This window comes from Sphingobacterium thalpophilum (genome assembly GCF_901482695.1).
Classification (GTDB): Bacteria; Bacteroidota; Bacteroidia; order Sphingobacteriales; family Sphingobacteriaceae; genus Sphingobacterium; species Sphingobacterium thalpophilum.
In genome coordinates, this window is the sequence record NZ_LR590484.1 from 3,952,663 (window position 1) to 3,969,325 (window position 16,663).

General features: G+C 41.6%; 9 protein-coding genes. All 9 read right to left on the reverse strand.

The features are described 5' to 3' along the window. Positions 1-17: 17 nt before the first annotated feature. Positions 18-1,361: an efflux RND transporter periplasmic adaptor subunit gene (locus FGL37_RS16345; RefSeq protein ID WP_028068959.1), complete on the reverse strand. Its 1,344-nt coding sequence runs from the start codon at positions 1,359-1,361 to the stop codon at positions 18-20. Positions 1,362-1,367: 6 nt separating this feature from the next. Beyond that, on the reverse strand, positions 1,368-5,687 hold the full coding sequence (locus FGL37_RS16350; RefSeq protein ID WP_028068958.1) for a CusA/CzcA family heavy metal efflux RND transporter: 4,320 nt from the start codon (positions 5,685-5,687) through the stop codon (positions 1,368-1,370). 209 nt (positions 5,688-5,896) lie between these two features. Next, a complete protein-coding gene (locus tag FGL37_RS26115; protein WP_407695579.1) occupies positions 5,897-6,220 on the reverse strand; it encodes a DUF6660 family protein in 324 nt (107 codons plus the stop codon). Between the two features lie 374 nt (positions 6,221-6,594). Beyond that, complete coding sequence (locus FGL37_RS16355) at positions 6,595-9,480, reverse strand: helix-turn-helix and ligand-binding sensor domain-containing protein (RefSeq protein WP_028068957.1); 2,886 nt, start codon at positions 9,478-9,480, stop codon at positions 6,595-6,597. Between the two features lie 521 nt (positions 9,481-10,001). Next, entirely contained in the window at positions 10,002-11,189 is a 1,188-nt protein-coding gene (locus FGL37_RS16360) for an MFS transporter (RefSeq protein WP_197734477.1), read from the reverse strand. Between the two features lie 255 nt (positions 11,190-11,444). After that, the gene (locus tag FGL37_RS16365) at positions 11,445-12,503 is read right to left on the reverse strand and encodes a dihydrodipicolinate synthase family protein (protein ID WP_028068954.1); all 1,059 of its coding nucleotides are present in this window, start codon (positions 12,501-12,503) and stop codon (positions 11,445-11,447) included. A 95-nt stretch (positions 12,504-12,598) separates the two neighbouring features. Further along, a complete protein-coding gene (locus FGL37_RS16370; RefSeq protein ID WP_028068953.1) occupies positions 12,599-13,621 on the reverse strand; it encodes an NAD-dependent epimerase/dehydratase family protein in 1,023 nt (340 codons plus the stop codon). Between the two features lie 8 nt (positions 13,622-13,629). Beyond that, the gene (locus FGL37_RS16375; RefSeq protein WP_028068952.1) at positions 13,630-14,862 is read right to left on the reverse strand and encodes an Nramp family divalent metal transporter; all 1,233 of its coding nucleotides are present in this window, start codon (positions 14,860-14,862) and stop codon (positions 13,630-13,632) included. A gap of 3 nt (positions 14,863-14,865) precedes the next feature. Beyond that, positions 14,866-16,389 (reverse strand): PQQ-dependent sugar dehydrogenase, encoded by a 1,524-nt coding sequence (locus FGL37_RS16380; protein ID WP_037532474.1) that lies wholly within the window; start codon positions 16,387-16,389, stop codon positions 14,866-14,868. Between the last annotated feature and the right edge of the window lie 274 nt (positions 16,390-16,663).

The window sequence follows — 16,663 nt, forward strand, 5'->3', positions numbered from 1 at the left end:
CTTACCTATATTGAGAATTAATGTTCATGACCACCTGTGTTACTCAATTTGGCATTGATAAAGAATGCCCCCTTTGTAACAACTTTAACGTCTTTTGGAATTGCGTTCACAGTAGTAATCACGGTATATCCCAATTCAGAAACTCCCTTTGCCACTTCAATCTTTTCGAAATTCATTTTCAGTTCCTTCTGCTTGTTTTCAGCCGCGTGATCATGTTTTTCACCTGGTTTATGATCGTGGTCTTCCTCTGCTTTCTGGTCGTGACTTTCACCTTCAGCATGCTCATGACCACCTTCCTCATGACCGGCTTCCGGCTCTTTGTCTGTGTGAACAAAAATATAAAACTTGCCATCTGCTTCTACAATAGCGTCATTCGGTACGGTGGATGCCATAACATTGTCAACACTCACCATTCCTGTAATATTCATTCCGTCGATCAATCCGGCTTTATTGCCAATCACTGTACAGTGTACAGCAATTGTTTTGCTTTCATTTTCAAAAGAAGAACCTATATTGAACACTTTTGCACTGTAAGTTACCTGTGGGTTATTGGTGATAGTAAAATTCACCACTTGTCCAACCTTCATATAAGGCAGATCCCGTTCGAAAACCTGAAGGTCAAGATGCAACAAGCTGTTATCCACAATTTCCACTACAGGAGATGACACATCCACATAACTTCCAATTTTTGCGAACTCATTACTTATAGTTCCACTAACAGGACTAGTAACTACTAATGCAGATTTTAGATTATCTCTGCTAATACCAGAGGGATTTATTCCCATTAACTGTATCTGCTTTTTCAACGAAGCTTTACGGGCCATCAATGCATTCAGATCAGCAGTAGCTGTTTGGAGATTCTTCAAAGCTCCGGCGCTACCCTGATTGAGCTCCTGCTGACGATTTTGTTCCTGTTGTGCCAAAGTAATCCTGCTATCAATGGTAATGTATTCTTCCTGCAGCTGAACAAATTGTGGATTTTCTATAGTAGCAATTACCTGACCCTTACGGACATAATCGCCTAACTGTACGTTTAAACTTTTAACAACACCACCATAAAGGGAAGTCGCATTTGCCTTCTTGTTGTTAGGTACCCTCAGTGCGCCATTAGCTTTAACTGTAGCCGTTAGATTCTTATTTTCGATGTTGCCAAGTGTAATGCCAACTGCCTTAATCTGTTCCTGCGTAAGAGAGGCAATAGTGGACGATTCTTCATCTCCATGTCCTTCTTCACCGCTGGCTTCAGCGGCCTTTTTTTCTGTTGGAGCTTCAGCGCCTTCTTCCTTTTTAGCTTTTCCACCGCAGCTATATAAAGACGTTATAAGAATAGCTGCAACTAATATTTTTCCTATGATTTTCATTTTATCTTATTTGTTATTGAAGTAATTGAATTGAATTGCTGATTGGTTGTACTGATTCAGCACATCCAGGTAGTTTTGACGAATGCCAATTGCCTGGTTAAGAAACTGCACCAATTCTGCAAAACTTATCTCACCCGTTCTGTAACTCAGGCTGGCCGCATTGATAATTTCTTCAGATTGCCTTAAACCTGAGGTTTCATAGAAATTTAACAGGGAATAGTTTTTTTCTATTTCAGCAATAGCGGATGCCCGTTGGGTCTGTAACAACTGTGTCTGGTAGGAGAGTGTTTTTTCCTGCACTTCTTTCTCAGCAACCGCAACCCTTACCTTATTCCGATAAGCTCCGGTTCCGAACACAGGAATTGATGCCATGACTGAAAAGCCTGTGAAAGGATCTTTAGCACCCCATAAACGTTGGCTAAAAAACCTTCCGGAAAACTCGGGCTTGTTCGTGTTCTTCTGAACTTTAATATTGGAAGATGCAATATTTACATTCTGTTCCTGTAACGCTAGTACTGGATGCAAGGTGTTGTTTTCTGACAATTGTACTTCTATCTTTTTAAGCGAGTCAGCAACGGGTAGCAGCCACTCATTTTGATTCAAGAGCATCATTAATTGTTGTTGCTGCACTGTCATTTCTTTCTTGTTCTGTTCAAGAAAGGCTTGAAGCTCTCTGAGTTTAGCCTCTGCCGATACCTGATCCAGCTTTGCAACATCTCCTGTTCTGACCCGGATTTCAGTAGTCTTGAACAGCATAGTATATATACTATCCAGTCGTTGAAAGAGTTTCTGTTTATCTTGTAGATACCAAAGCTGATAATATGCGGTGCGTACATCTCTTTTGATTACGGCATTTAAATAATCCGTATTGAGTTCTGCATATTTAAGCTGATCCCTGAAATAATTCTTTCGGGCAGCATATAGCCCCGGCCAGGCTATGCTTTGTGAAACACCAATTTTTAATATACCTACCTTATCTGAGGGACGGTAATCCTCATTTTCTGCAAATACGCCAGTCTTGGGAATATCAGTTGCGGTCTTAACGTTTAGAGAGGCGCTTTTGATCTGAGCACTATTAACGCCATATTGTTGATTATTTCCTAATGCGGTTCCTACTGCTTGATCAATTGTTATCCGTTGTTGCTGGGCATTGGCGGATGATAGACCTATCATGCAAAGCAAAATCACCATCGCTGTCGTTTTCATATTGCCTTTCCCTTTTAATTTTATTTTTGAACTGAAAATGATGTAAAGGAGTGGCAATACAAACAGTGTCAAAAATGTCGCCGTAATCAATCCGCCTATTACCACGGTTGCCAAGGGCTTTTGTACCTCCGCACCGGCACTGGTACTGATTGCCATTGGCAAAAAGCCCAAAGAAGCCACTGTTGCCGTCATTAATACCGGTCGCAAACGGGTCATCGTACCTTCCTTGACCCTTTGGAACACATCATTCATACCTTCTTTTTTTAACTGATTGAACGTTCCTATTAGCACGATACCATTTAATACAGCAACCCCAAACAGGGCAATAAATCCGATACCAGCACTGATGCTGAAAGGCATCCCCCGAAGCATTAATGCAAAGACGCCTCCAATAGCGCTCATAGGAATTGCGGTAAATATTAATGTAGCTTGCTTAAAGGAGTGAAACGTGAAATACAATAACATAAAAATTAGCAGTAGTGAAACAGGAACTGCGATCATCAAGCGGTCACTCGCTTTTTTCAGATTCTCAAACTGTCCACCGTAGGTGAAGTAATATCCTGAAGGCAGCTTGACTTTAGCTGATAATTGTTGCTGTATATCTTCCACGACACTCTGTACATCTCTGCCCGAAACGTTGAAACCTATAACAATACGACGTTTTCCTGCTTCCCGGCTTATTTGCGCAGGCCCCAACTTGTATTCAACATTTGCAATCTGTGATAGAGGTATTTGTATGCCTGTACTTGTAGGTATCATCAGGTTATTTACATCATCTATGCTACTTCTATGTGCACTATCCAACCGGACAACCAAATCAAATCGCCTTTCGTTTTCATACACTTGGCCCGAGCTTTTGCCAGCAAAAGCAGTACTTACCACATCATTTACGTCCTGTATTGTCAATCCGTAGTTGGCAATTCGGGTGCGATCATATTCAACATTGATCTGCGGAAGCCCGCTAACCCGTTCAACTTGAGGAGAAGTTGCTCCGGGTACACTTTGAATAACCTCACTTACTTCTTGCGCATAAGATGCTAGCGTATCGATATTCTCCCCAAATATCTTGACTGCTACATCCTGTCTGATTCCAGTCATCAGCTCATTAAAACGCATCTGTATCGGCTGGTTCTTCTCAAAGAAAACTCCTGGTATTACTTCCAGTTTTTCCATCATTGCATCGGCAAGTTCTTTATAGTCCCTGCCAGAAGTCCATTCATCCTGTGGCTTTAGGACGACCATTAGGTCGGTAGCCTCAGGAGGCATGGGATCGGTAGGAACTTCAGCTGCCCCGGTCTTTCCCACAACCATCTTAACTTCATCAAACTCCTTAATAATTCGCGAAGCCTGCATCGACGTTTCGATACTTTGGTTCAGTGAGCTTCCCTGTGGCAAAATACAGTGAAACGCATAATCACCTTCCTGTAACTGAGGTATGAACTCTCCACCCATCCTGCTGAAGAAAAATAAAGAAATTGCAAACAGTGCTACAGCAGCACCTACAACAATATATTTGATTTTTATTGCCTTTTGCAGTATAGGTTGGTACCAACTGGAAAGCTTGTCCATCATCTTGTCACTGAATGTCTTTTTATGATTTGGCTTTTTGGACAGGAACAGAGCACACATCATTGGGATATAGGTCAGCGAAAGAATTAACGCACCGAATATGGCAAAACCGACGGTCTGTGCCATTGGACGGAACATTTTTCCTTCTACACCTACCAATGTTAGTATAGGTATATATACAATTAAAATTATGATCTCTCCAAAAGCAGCACTGGCACGTATCTTAGAGGCAGATACAAATACTTCATCGTCCATCTCGCTCTGGGTCAACCTGTTCGTCGATTTACGAAGACCCAGATGATGCATTGTCGCTTCAACAACGATAACAGCACCGTCAACAATCAATCCGAAATCAATTGCGCCGAGACTCATTAGGTTGGCGCTGACCCCAAAAACGTTCATCATACCAAGGGCGAAGAGTAGCGCTAAAGGTATAGCCGATGCAACAATAAGCCCTGCGCGAAAGTTTCCGAGAAATAGTACAAGAACGAATATTACTATCAGTGCACCTTCTATAAGGTTTTTTTCTACGGTGCTCATTGCTCTTCCCACTAAATCTGTTCTATCGAGATAAGGCTCAATGGTCACGTCATCGGGAAGAGATTTTTGAATCGTAGGTAATTTTTCCTTGATGCGGTTAACAACCTCATTGCTGTTTTCGCCTTTTAGCATCATAACAACTCCACCTACTGCATCAACTTCTCCGTTATAGGTTAATGCACCATATCTGACGGCACTTCCAAACCTTACATCTGCGACGTCATTGATATAAATAGGAACAGCTCCCGAATTTTTTACCACTATCTTTTTTACATCATCAATAGAGGTTGCCAATCCTATACCCCTAATGAAATAGGCATTGGGCTTTTTATCGATATACGCTCCGCCCGTATTCTGATTGTTTTTTTCAAGAGCAGTGAAAATTTCCGGAATGCTGACTCCCATTGCTCTTAATTTATCTGGATTCACAGCAACTTCGTATTGCTTCAATTGACCTCCAAAACTGTTTACTTCAGCAATCCCGGGAGTTCCGTATAATTGCCTTGCCACAATCCAATCCTGCATTGTACGCAGGTCTTTTGCGTTGTATTTGTCTTCACTACCTTTTTTGGGATGGATAATGTACTGATAAACTTCTCCAAGTCCCGTACTTACCGGTGCCATTTCGGGGGTACCTATCCCTTGTGGGATTTGGTCAACAGCTTCCTTTAATCTTTCATTAATGAGCTGCCGCGCAAAGTAGATGTCTACATCTTCATCAAAAACGACCGTAATCACCGATAAACCGAAACGGGAAATGCTTCGAATTTCTTCGATCTTGGGAACATTTGCGATACTCTGTTCAATGGGGAATGTAACGAGCTGTTCAACCTCCTGTCCAGCCAATGTAGGGCAGGAAGTGAATATTTGAACCTGATTGTTGGTAATATCAGGTACGGCATCTATGGGCAGTTTGGTTGCACTCCATGCTCCCCAGATGATAAGTAACAACGTCATTAAGCCAATAATGATCTTGTTCTTAATACTGAATTTTATGATATTGTCTAACACAATGTATTTTATTAATTTAACATTTAATAGAAATAGAGGTGAAATCCACCTGTAACTGAAAAGGCGGAAAAAATGGAAATTAATATCAGGTTGAAATATTGATAACTAGAAACATTTACACTAATTAGAAGTGCTAAGTATCAATACAACATTAGAGGCAATGTATATGAATATACATTACGCCAATAGACATAATATTCCCAATAAAATTAAACGTTAAATTTCGGCGGTTGCCAGATTGTACCAGAGTAGTGGGATATAAAGCTAGAATCCCTGATAACAACTTTTTTAGAAGTAAATATGTGTGTAAGAATACCAAATTCTGGCAGTTCAAAATTGAAAAATGCTACTGAAACACTACAGCAGGCACACTGACAAAAAGGTGTGCAGGAATCATCTTTGTCCTGGTCATGATCGTGAGATGTTACTTTCGTAACTCCGACAGAACTTTCGCAACTATTATTCGCATCACTACATGGTACTAGAAAAAGTGCCATGATGTAAACCAAAAATATTGTTGCCTTCCATTTCATATTTGCTGACAAAGATAATAAAAAAATTCGTGCAATAGAATTGCATAAGTTATTTTTTGTTTTATGAACGTCATTATTAGCTAAATCAACGATATACCTTGGGTGATAATTGATTTTGAACAATGGATTTCATTGCTATCTGACTAATTTTATTATCTTTGTCATTGTAGTATTACAATGGAAATTTAATCAAAAGGAGTGTAATAAGCACCATTACTAAATCGTTACCTACAGCGATTGCCACTCTTATAAACTACACACTATAAGCTACTTTAGCAATTTTTAAAGTTTTTTTGTAAAAAAAATAAGGGTATTAGTGTTAATGGTACACTAATACCCTTGTGTGGTAATGATGTAGTGATTGTAGCAAAAAATTAACGTTCCATTAGGAATTCGGACAGGTTTTTGTCGGTTGGAAGCCCCAGTTTTTTGCGTAATCGATACCGTCGAATTTCAACACCTCTGGTACTGATGTTCAGAAGCGAGGCGATTTCTTTACTGGACATATTGAGTCTTAAATAGGCGCATAGTTTTAGATCATTGGGTACGAGATCTGGAAATTCCTGTTTCAATTTCTTGAAGAAATTTTCATGTGATTCATTAAAGCTCTTTTCAAAAATATGCCAGTCTCGATCATCGTTGTGTGCATCTTCGATTAGCTTATTAATCTTTTTTAATTCGTCCGAACTCAGTTTATTGCCTTCGGCATCCTTTAGTTGTTTCAGCTGGTTATGCAGATTGTTTAACATTTCGTTTTTATAAACAATATTCAGAGCAGCATTGGCGAGCTCTTTACTCTTTAGATTGAGCTGATCTTCGAGCTGTTGATTTTTAAGCTTGATCCATTCTTTTTCTTTTTGCTCTGCTTCCCTTTCAAGTGCGATTTTCTTTTCCTCCAGCCATTTCCGCCTCACCTGAAATTGCCTTTTGCGTTCCCGTTGTAGATTGAACTGATAAATTAGGTAAATGATTCCGATCATTGAAAGGGTATAGATCGCTTTTGCCCACCACGACAGGTACCAGGGGTGTTCGATAGTAAAAGAAAGCATTTGTGTTTCGGATACTAATCCCGAATTGGTCCTAGCTCTTATTTTGATCTGGAAGTCACCATACGGGAGGTTGGTGAAATCTTGGTATGCTGTCTCACTCCATTCGGACCATTTGTCTGAATAGCCTTCTAAGTAGTATTGGTACTGCACAGGGGAGGACGAATAATACGGGCTGGAAAAACTGATCCTGAGGTTATTTTCAGAGGGGGATAGTTTAAATTCGGCGTTGGGAATAATCAGGGTTCCTGTGGCTAGATTCGTCAACTGTGCTACTTGCGGAGCAGGTAATATCCGGCTGGCGTTTTGGCCAGTATGGCGGTATATGGCAAAACCATCGTCAAGGCCGATGAGATAGTACTGATTTTCGATCGGAAGGATATTTTCAAAATTGCTCATCATACGGTCCTGTAGCGGACTGAGCAGATTGGAATCTATTTTAAGTTTGCCTTTGCTATCGAAATCTACTTTGGCTATTTTAGTTTTTTGGATAAACCAGTAGCTGTTGGTACTGATCGGAATAATCTTGTTTGCGTTTTTATAACTGCCCAAAGCTTTATTTAATTCATTGGCATACTTAAAACGTTTGACAATGTTGTCGAACTCCATAAACCCACTATCCGTCGCAAATACAACATTATTCTCCAAGGTATATATCCCCATGAACTGCCTTCTTGTAGTGAGGCTATCCTGGGTCGATGAAAATTGAATTTGAGCCAGCTCGTATCCCGCATCAAAATTGAGCAGTTGAACTTGTCCCCAATCACCGATCCAAAAAGAATAGTTATCTTTTTGGGCCAGAAAGCGGACAGGTTCTTTGAGTGAAGCGAATTGTTTTACAAATTTAAGCTGTATTCCGTCAAAAGTAAATTTAGATAAACCCGTATAATTGCCCTGAAGAATATTCTTTGTGCCGAATATGGGTTTGAAAACCCACCCACCGGTAATCTGTGATATTTTTTCCAGTCTTCCATTGGATAACTTAAACGTACCGTCATTGTGACCGCAGATGAGCTCTTCGCCAAATATTGCTAATGTCCATACCTGGCCTTTAGAATTTGGAACCTGTGTAAAATTCAGTGAATTGTAATTATTTAATCCATTCCATTTACTGACAAACAAACCTTTATTTGTTCCCAGATAAATGCTGCCTCTGTAGATTACCGATGTGTATACGGTGCCGATTTCACCAGCAAAATCGGTGTAGAAGGATAGGGACGAATTGACTTCAATACGGTCAATGCCATTATCCAGACCGACCCAGATGTTCTGCTGCTTATCTTTGGTGATGCTTAACACCGTATTATTTTGAAGTCCGTTATTTTTATTAATATGCTGGACGACTTCTCCTTTTTTATTGATGATAATCACACCATTCTGAATCGTACCGAATGCATACTGCCCGTCATATAAATAAATCCCGTTATTGATCTGAGATTGGCTCAGGAGGGCGTTTGCGGGAACTGACCATGGTGCAATATTGCCCAGCATATCCATCAGGTAAAGCCCACTCAGGGAAGTAGCGACCAGAGAGTAAGTTTTGTCAAAAGGCAATATGGCCAATACATTTTTGTCCTTTAGTATTCCTTTTCCCTTTACAGGAATTAATTTGCCTTCTTTAAATTCATGTAGCCCGCTAGGCAGCTGTTCAAAAAATAGCTGCTTACCGACCTTATGTGGGAATAAAAAGGGTTCCCCTTCAGCTGTGAGGGACCGAATGCTGTTGTTTTCCCAAATATAACATTTGGAAAAGGTGTGGAAAAATACGCGCTTGTTGTCCACAATAATTTTCCAGATTTCTTCTTTCGGAAAATAAATTTTGTCTTTGACCAATTTAGACAGGCTATGGTAAGTCATATCGCCAAACCCTTTGGTCGTCCAATAACCAAATTCTCCGCGACCGCCGGTGTAGATATTCCCCTCTTTACCAACCGCAACACTGCGTACGGTGGAATGATTGGGCAGTGGATGCAGGCGCCAGTATTGACCGTCAAAACGTAGCAATCCTTCGGTGTTGGCACTATAGATTCTTCCTTCCTGGTCCACAGCCAATGCCCAATTCTGGTTGCCCGCTTTATATTCACTTTTTTTATATTGTTTTACAAAAGGCGTCCCGGTAGGTATGATGGACTGACCTCTGCCCGCGTTCGGGCTAAATATGATAAAAGCACATAACCAAAAGATATAGGATAGGCTATATTTTTTTGATATCATCGAATCTCCCCTTTTACATTGATCTGGAAAGCAATATATCGATTTTATCCCAAACCCAATAATTTAAAACGTAATAACCCTTGTCTATACCCTTTCAGAAGCTATTTTTCCACCATTTGTTGAGATCGTTTTCGCCGCTCCTTTCTTACCAGCCTTGGACTCGGACGACAGAGGATAACACGACTATGACTTGACTGATTTGCTAAGATCGGATAGGATTCTAATATTTTGCTTCGAGCAGAATGGGACATTAAATATAAATCAGAAAACACTAAAAACAGGTGAAATTATGAAATTAAAGCTTTTCAGAAGAAGCCCATAAATAAAAGAAGGAGGGCCCGAGGGAGAGATCATAAAAAAAGGTTTTCAAACGGGGAGAATGAAAACCTTAAATAACCAATTATAAACCTAAATTATGATGATGCAAACATAGCAAATTTCAAGATTGTAAGATAATGAATCGTTAAACATATTTCATGCTGTAGCTTAAATTCTACAGTTCTTTTTGCAGATATGAAAAGTTACAGCCTATTTGTTTTCGCCAGTTTGCTGATGAGAGACAGTATAATCAATCCCAATATGGCAAACAAGGCATACCCTAGTCCGATCTGAAGTTGGGAAGTGGGGCCAATTAAACTAACTGTTGTATAACTGAGCGAGGAGGTTACGAGATAGGTTATGCCTCCGACCAGTCCACCGGCGATACCTGCTGATAAAGGGAACCGTCCCAGGCAATAACTAAAATAATTATTGAAGATAAAGCCAGCTGTACAGTGCACCAAAAACGCAAAAAATGTGAGGGAAAAGAGACTTTCCATATAGGCCGATACGAGTACCATTAGCAGTACGAGGGTGATTTGTATCATATTGGCAATGCGTAGCTTTGGAATTAGGGTTCTTTTGATCAATGCTTTCCCAATGAAACCGCCACACATCCAAGCCAAGCCCATTATCAGGGATGTGTATCCGGTCGTAATGGCGCTGTAGCCCAGTTGGTGCTCAATGAAGAAAGGACCGCTTAGATTATAGAACATCACAAGACCATAGGAAATGCCGCACATCAAAACGCCAAGAGTGAAATCATTGCTACGCAGCATCAATTTAAATTCGCTGATAAGATAATTGAGATGGAGCGGCTTTTTCTGTTTGATGGTTTCACCTGAAAAGATCAGTTCCAGCACAAAAAGTACCGCACTGTACACCGCCAATACGAGGAAATTGGAGCGCCAGCCAAATTGCGTCTGCAGATAGCCGCCGATAAATGGCGCGACGATTGGACCAATGGACCATACGATCGTCATGATACTGAGATAATGTTTTCGTTGATCGCCTTCATACGCATCGACGAAATAGGCCCGCTTGGCGATAACAACAAATGCGGACAGGATTCCCTGAAGAATCCGCATCAGATAAATTACCCAGATATCGTTTGTCGTGGCTGTGATCCAAAAACTCAGGATAAAAAGGAAAAGCGATATCAGGTTGATCCGGTATCGCCCCCAGGCATCTACCAATGCACCAGTGAAGAATTGAGCTACTCCATAGCTGATTAAAAATAAAGATAGTGTCAGCTGGATCTTACTTTCATTGAGTCCGAGTTCCTGAGCCATCTGTGGCATCGATGGCAAATAGATGTCTGTCGCTAGTCCAGTGATGGGAACTAATGCAAAAGCCAATATGGTCGGGATGAAAGATTTTTCCTGGTTCATGTGATTTTCCATTTTGATAATTTGTCGACAAAAATAATCGCAATATGGGAAACAAAGAATATACAATTCAAACAAATTATTGTTAAAATCAAACAGGTTTTATGGCGGACCGTATTCACAGCAATGTGCCTTGTTGACATTGCTGTGAATAATGATACTTTTACGTGGGGGGGGGCTGTCCGGGACGGTTTTCTTCACTATCTCCATTTCCGCCTGTCGGACAAGGAAGAAGAGCAGTGTAATCTTGGCTGATGGTTATTTTGTTAGTAAGAAATTTTGTACAAATGCATCATCATTTAATTCGGGGTAATCCCTGTAGACGCGATCGATTTCTTCTTTTTGTCCAGGAGACAACTGTTCGTTAGGATTCAGACACCAGATACCCTTCATCAAACCTTGACGAACCAAAACCTCATGAAGACCGGGAATACAGCCGTGAAAAGCATTTGCCGGATCAAAAAATGCAGCATTGGTATCGGTTACGGCAATGGCCTTGCTCAAAAGCCGGCTAGCGCTCAGATCGTCGGGATTGCGTTTGTAGGCCTTGATTTCTTCTAAAAGTATGACGGCTTTTTGGGTCCAGACCGCCCAATGGCCGAGTAAGCCGCCTTTGAAATCGATGTTCACAATCTTCCCGTTGACTGGAAATTGATAGGTGGTCATCAGATCATTGATTATATTGTCATCGTTGCCCGTATACATGGCTATCTGATCACTGCGGCTGGAGTTTGCCAGCGCACGCATAACGTCCAAGGTTTGATAGCGGTTGAAAGAGGCGCACTTTATGGCAACGACATTTTCTATTTCGACAAATTCACGCCAGAAGGCATAGGAAAAAATACGCCCGCCAACTGAAGGCTGGAGATAGAAACCAAACACAGGTATGACTGCTGCAACTGCGCGTACCCGTTCTAGAATCGCCTCTTCTGTCCAGTCAGTAAGCCCTCCCATGCTCAGCAGCCCCATATCATAACCATATTGAAGTGCAAGGTCTGCTTCTCTTATGGCTTGATCGGTAGGGCCACAAATACCCGCAATCTTGACAAAAGGACGTTGAAGTGCTGCTTTCTCTACCTCTTCACTCGCCCATTTTAGGACGGTTTCGAACAGATTGATTTCGGGATCTCTGATTTCAAACTGTGTTGAATGTACGCCTACGGCAATTCCACCAGCTCCGCTGGCTATATAATATTGTGTCAGCAAGCGCTGGTGTTTTTCATCGATGCTGCGATCTTCATGAAGCGCAAGCGGATGGGCTGGAATGACGGTGCCCGCCCAGAGATGTTGTTTTAAATCGGCATCTAATTTTTTCATGTGTATGATGTTTTTGAATGACTGTTGGTTGCAGTGTCAACCAGCATGCTCCTCGGCTTGTCTGTTATTTCTATTTTTATTGTCAACAGGTCCATTTAGAACTTACCTTTTCTTTCTTGGAAATGTGTGTCTTTGTTCCACAATTCTCCGCCATTTATCAGCCAATGGGCTGTGATGTCGATTGCTTCACGGATTGTTGTCTTTGGATAGCCAAAGAGCCTGTGACATTCGGATGCATTATTAAGTAAGGCTGTTTCGGCTGGTTCATTGACAAATACGGGGTTCGTTTGAAAGTGTTCGGCAAAGCGTTCGGCAATCCAACGGACGGATAAAATTTCCGGTCCGGTGACATGGAGTATCTTGGCAGGAGATTGGCAATGCAATAGAGATCTTAGAGCGATTTCGTTGGCATCACCTTGCCATATGACATTGACGTTTTCCGTGGTCAGGTCTATGGGGGACTGTGCTTTGACCGCCTTTGCGATCTCCAACAGAACGCCATACCTGAAGTCCACGGCATAGTTCAGTCGGTAGATCAGGGTCGGAGTATGATTTTTTTTGGAGAAATACTCAAATATACGTTCACGGCCTAAGCAGGATTGTGCATATTCACCTACAGGCTCAGGCGTTGTTTCTTCAGACACACCAGCACGGCTGATGGGCACAAAAGGGAGTACATTTCCGGAAGAAAAGGCGACTATATTGGACTTTTCAAAATGTGAGGCGACCATTCCCGGTAGGTAGGTATTCATTGCCCAGGTGAAATCTTCATTTCCAGTGGTCCCAAATTTATGCCCGGCGAGATAAATGACATTGGAGACCTGAGGGAGTTGTTGAAGCTGTTTGGAATCCAATAAATCACAGGCAATGGTAGTGATACCGAAATCTTCCAGTTCCTGTTGAAGTTCTTTGGTCGAAAAACGGGATACACCGATGACTTTTTTTTCGATGCCGGCAGCTTCGATCGCACGAACGGCTAATTTAGCCATGCTAGGTCCCATTTTACCGCCGACACCCAAAAATAAGATATCGCCCTGGATTTTTTTTATGTCTTCAATGAGTGCTGTCGATGGCGCAAGCAGCTGTTGCTCTAAAACTGCTAAATTGTTGTTATCCATAGGTGGTTTTATTTAATTAAATTGTAAAAATTACTAATAGCGAGAACGATAAGTAACATAACTCCCAAGACTGCCCAAACTTGGGTGAGTGATTTGTTTTTCAAGCTTCCCATGAGTGCTTTATCATTGGCGATCAGGACCATGATGATTCCAATAAAGGGGACAAGGAAAATGGTGACGCTTTGTGCAAAAACAATCAGTTCGAGTGGCAATTTTCCAAAAATAAGGGCGATGATAGAACCGAAGATCATGACCAGGGAAATAAATAATTTGACCTTTGGATGATTGAGGTTGTTGCCATATCCAAAAGTATCGCCTAGTAAGGAGCCACCCAATACCGCATTCCCTATCAAGGAAGAAAAAGATGCTCCAAAGAGTCCGACGAAGAAGAGGTGTGAGGCATAAGTGCCTAAAAGAGGCTGCAATGCTTTTCCCATTTCGGCGGCCGAACTTAGTTTAATTCCTTGCGGATGAAGTGTGTTGGCGGCGCATACCATCACTGCCGCACTCATAACACCAAGAATAATGATGCCTATCCGGCTACCCATCAGCTGTCTTTGAACGGTCTGCTGGTCCGTAGACAACTTCCGTCTGGACTGCACGAGGTAGCTTTGATAGAAAGCACCTACTATCGAAAAGGAAGAAGCTGTAAAGGCGATAATCAGACCTATTGAACTTGCTGGGATGCAAGGGACAAAGCCGCTAAAAAAATCAACTACAGGAGTTTCAATCATGACTGCAGTGGAGAGAAAGGCAAATAGCATCAAAATAATCAATACCAGCATTAATTTTTCCAGCAATGCATAGAAAGATCGAAAGAAGAGCAAAAGGATTCCGATGACGTTGAATACGATTATCCATATTTGTGGGTTCGTGCCTGTGGCTTCTGAAATTGAAATCGAGACACCCGTTGCATTGCCTGACTGAAAACAAGTGGTAACAAGGAAGATGCCGATACCGATAATGATGGCTGTCGGTTTACCGAATTTAGTACGGATTAGGGTCAGAAGCGACTCCTCACGGGCGATACCTATGCGCGCCGCCATATTGGTAAAGACGGTCATAAAACAGATGGCAATCAACACTACCCAAAGCAGTGAAAATCCATAATCTGCACCCATTTTCGACGTAATCGTCATTTTGCTCGGACCGAAGACCAGCGCGGCGGTAATGATCCCTGGGCCAAGAGTAGATAGCCAGTTCTTGAGTAGAGGAGGTTTGGTAACTTGTTGCTGTTCCATAAATTAGCGTAAAGAAGTTAAGTTTTGTTGGTTAATTGTCGTGGCTTTATTTCCAAAATGTGTGCGGATATAATTAGCTAGTTCGATGATTTCCTCGTCCTTTAGGAAAGCAAAGGCCGGCATGGCTCCTTCGTATTTAATGCCTTGGACCTTTTGTCCTTTAAGACCATGTAAAAGCAGTTTTAATAGTGTCTTGGGGTTCCCGTTCACCAGTTTAGACTGTGCCAATGGGGGGAATGTGTTGGTCAGTCCTTTGCCATCGGCTTTGTGGCAGGATGCGCAATAGGCATCGTATAAGACCTGACCGTTTTTTTTCTCCAGGGCGTCATTGCCAGCAGCTTGTGGCTTCAGCACCGGAGCGGTCGCCCTGTCTGAAAGGCGGAGGCGATAGATTACATCATCATCCGCTTTCGGAAATCCCTTTTGTGGGTTCCAATCGCGGTTACTTGAACAAAAATATATATCGCCATTCGGTAACACCAATACTGAACGTAGACGACCGAGCTGGTCTTTAAATAAGATCTGCTCGTCGATTATGTTCTTTCCATCCGCCGATAATTTCAGAATGCGTAAAGACTGATTTTTTAACGTGGCCAAAATGAGGCTATTTTGCCATTCAGGAATAGTTTGTAAGCCATAATAAGCCATTCCCGAAGGTGCGATAACGGGTGTCCAGGATTTAATAGGCTCAGTTCTGGGGCTTCGTTTTGCAATGGCTTTTTCTTTTTCGGTATCGATTTTACCTTCAATCTGCGGCCAGCCATAATTTTTGAGCGGTTGGATGAGGTTGATTTCGTCTTCAATGGCATCGCCATGCTCAGATGAATAGATGGTGCCCTTTGCATTATAGGTCAGCCCCTGCATATTACGAAAGCCCCAGGCATAAACATAGCTGTTTGGGATAGGGTTGTCTGCTGGTATGCTGCCATCTAGGTTGAGCCGTAAGATCTTTCCGTTTAAAGAGCTGCTGTCCTGCGCAAACGTATCGTTTGCTGCATCTCCAGTTGCCCAATAAACTTTCTCATCGGTCGAGACAATGACACGCGAGCCATTGTGTCCCGTATTGCCCGGTATTTGCAGCATCAGTTTGGGATTGGATAACTTTCCGTCAGCACTGTAATGGTAACGGTATAAATTTGAAAAAATAAGACTGTCTCTTTTGCTGGTATAAGAAAGATAGAGAAAGGCCTGTCCGCCCTCTGGCTGATATAAGGACATGCCCAATAGACCTAGAGTCCGTTGATGGTAAACATCTTTTAGACTGTCAACCAAGCTTACACGCTTTGTTCGGATATCCAGTTTCCGGATGCTTCCGTCAATTTCCGAAAATAGAATGGTCTGATTGAAACGATCGTACTGCAAATCCCAAGGAACCCGGAGTCCGCTCGCCTCTTTGGACAAAGAAAGTACACTTTCCTTCAGTTGGATACTATTGATTACAGGCGTCTCTTTTTCTTTGTCGCTGTAACAGCCGTGCAAGAACGGTAACAGTATCAATAGCCAGCCATATTTTATTTTTTTTCTCATTGTCGGTCAATGGTTATTTTTTGATTTATGTGGTTAGGTCAAAAATAGTTTATTATAAATAAATATACAAAAAATAAATTATTTTGTATACAATTTTATATGTGAGATTAGAAAGGTGTATGTTATGGTGTGCTGTTGTAGGTTGTCGAGCTGATGATAATGGTATTTTTCCCGTCTCTAAGAAAGTTGTTTTTGTAAAAAAGTAAAAAAAATATTGAATTGTATACAAAAAATATATATTATTGTATTCACTATGATGAAGTGAAAATGTAGT

Coding starts and splice junctions, on each gene's coding strand:
- FGL37_RS16380 (WP_037532474.1), bottom strand. CDS start 16,389: ATGAGAAAAAAAATAAAATATGGCTGGCTATTGATACTGTTACCGTTC.
- FGL37_RS16375 (WP_028068952.1), bottom strand. CDS start 14,862: ATGGAACAGCAACAAGTTACCAAACCTCCTCTACTCAAGAACTGGCTA.
- FGL37_RS16345 (WP_028068959.1), bottom strand. CDS start 1,361: ATGAAAATCATAGGAAAAATATTAGTTGCAGCTATTCTTATAACGTCT.
- FGL37_RS26115 (WP_407695579.1), bottom strand. CDS start 6,220: ATGAAATGGAAGGCAACAATATTTTTGGTTTACATCATGGCACTTTTT.
- FGL37_RS16365 (WP_028068954.1), bottom strand. CDS start 12,503: ATGAAAAAATTAGATGCCGATTTAAAACAACATCTCTGGGCGGGCACC.
- FGL37_RS16370 (WP_028068953.1), bottom strand. CDS start 13,621: ATGGATAACAACAATTTAGCAGTTTTAGAGCAACAGCTGCTTGCGCCA.
- FGL37_RS16355 (WP_028068957.1), bottom strand. CDS start 9,480: ATGATATCAAAAAAATATAGCCTATCCTATATCTTTTGGTTATGTGCT.
- FGL37_RS16360 (WP_197734477.1), bottom strand. CDS start 11,189: ATGAACCAGGAAAAATCTTTCATCCCGACCATATTGGCTTTTGCATTA.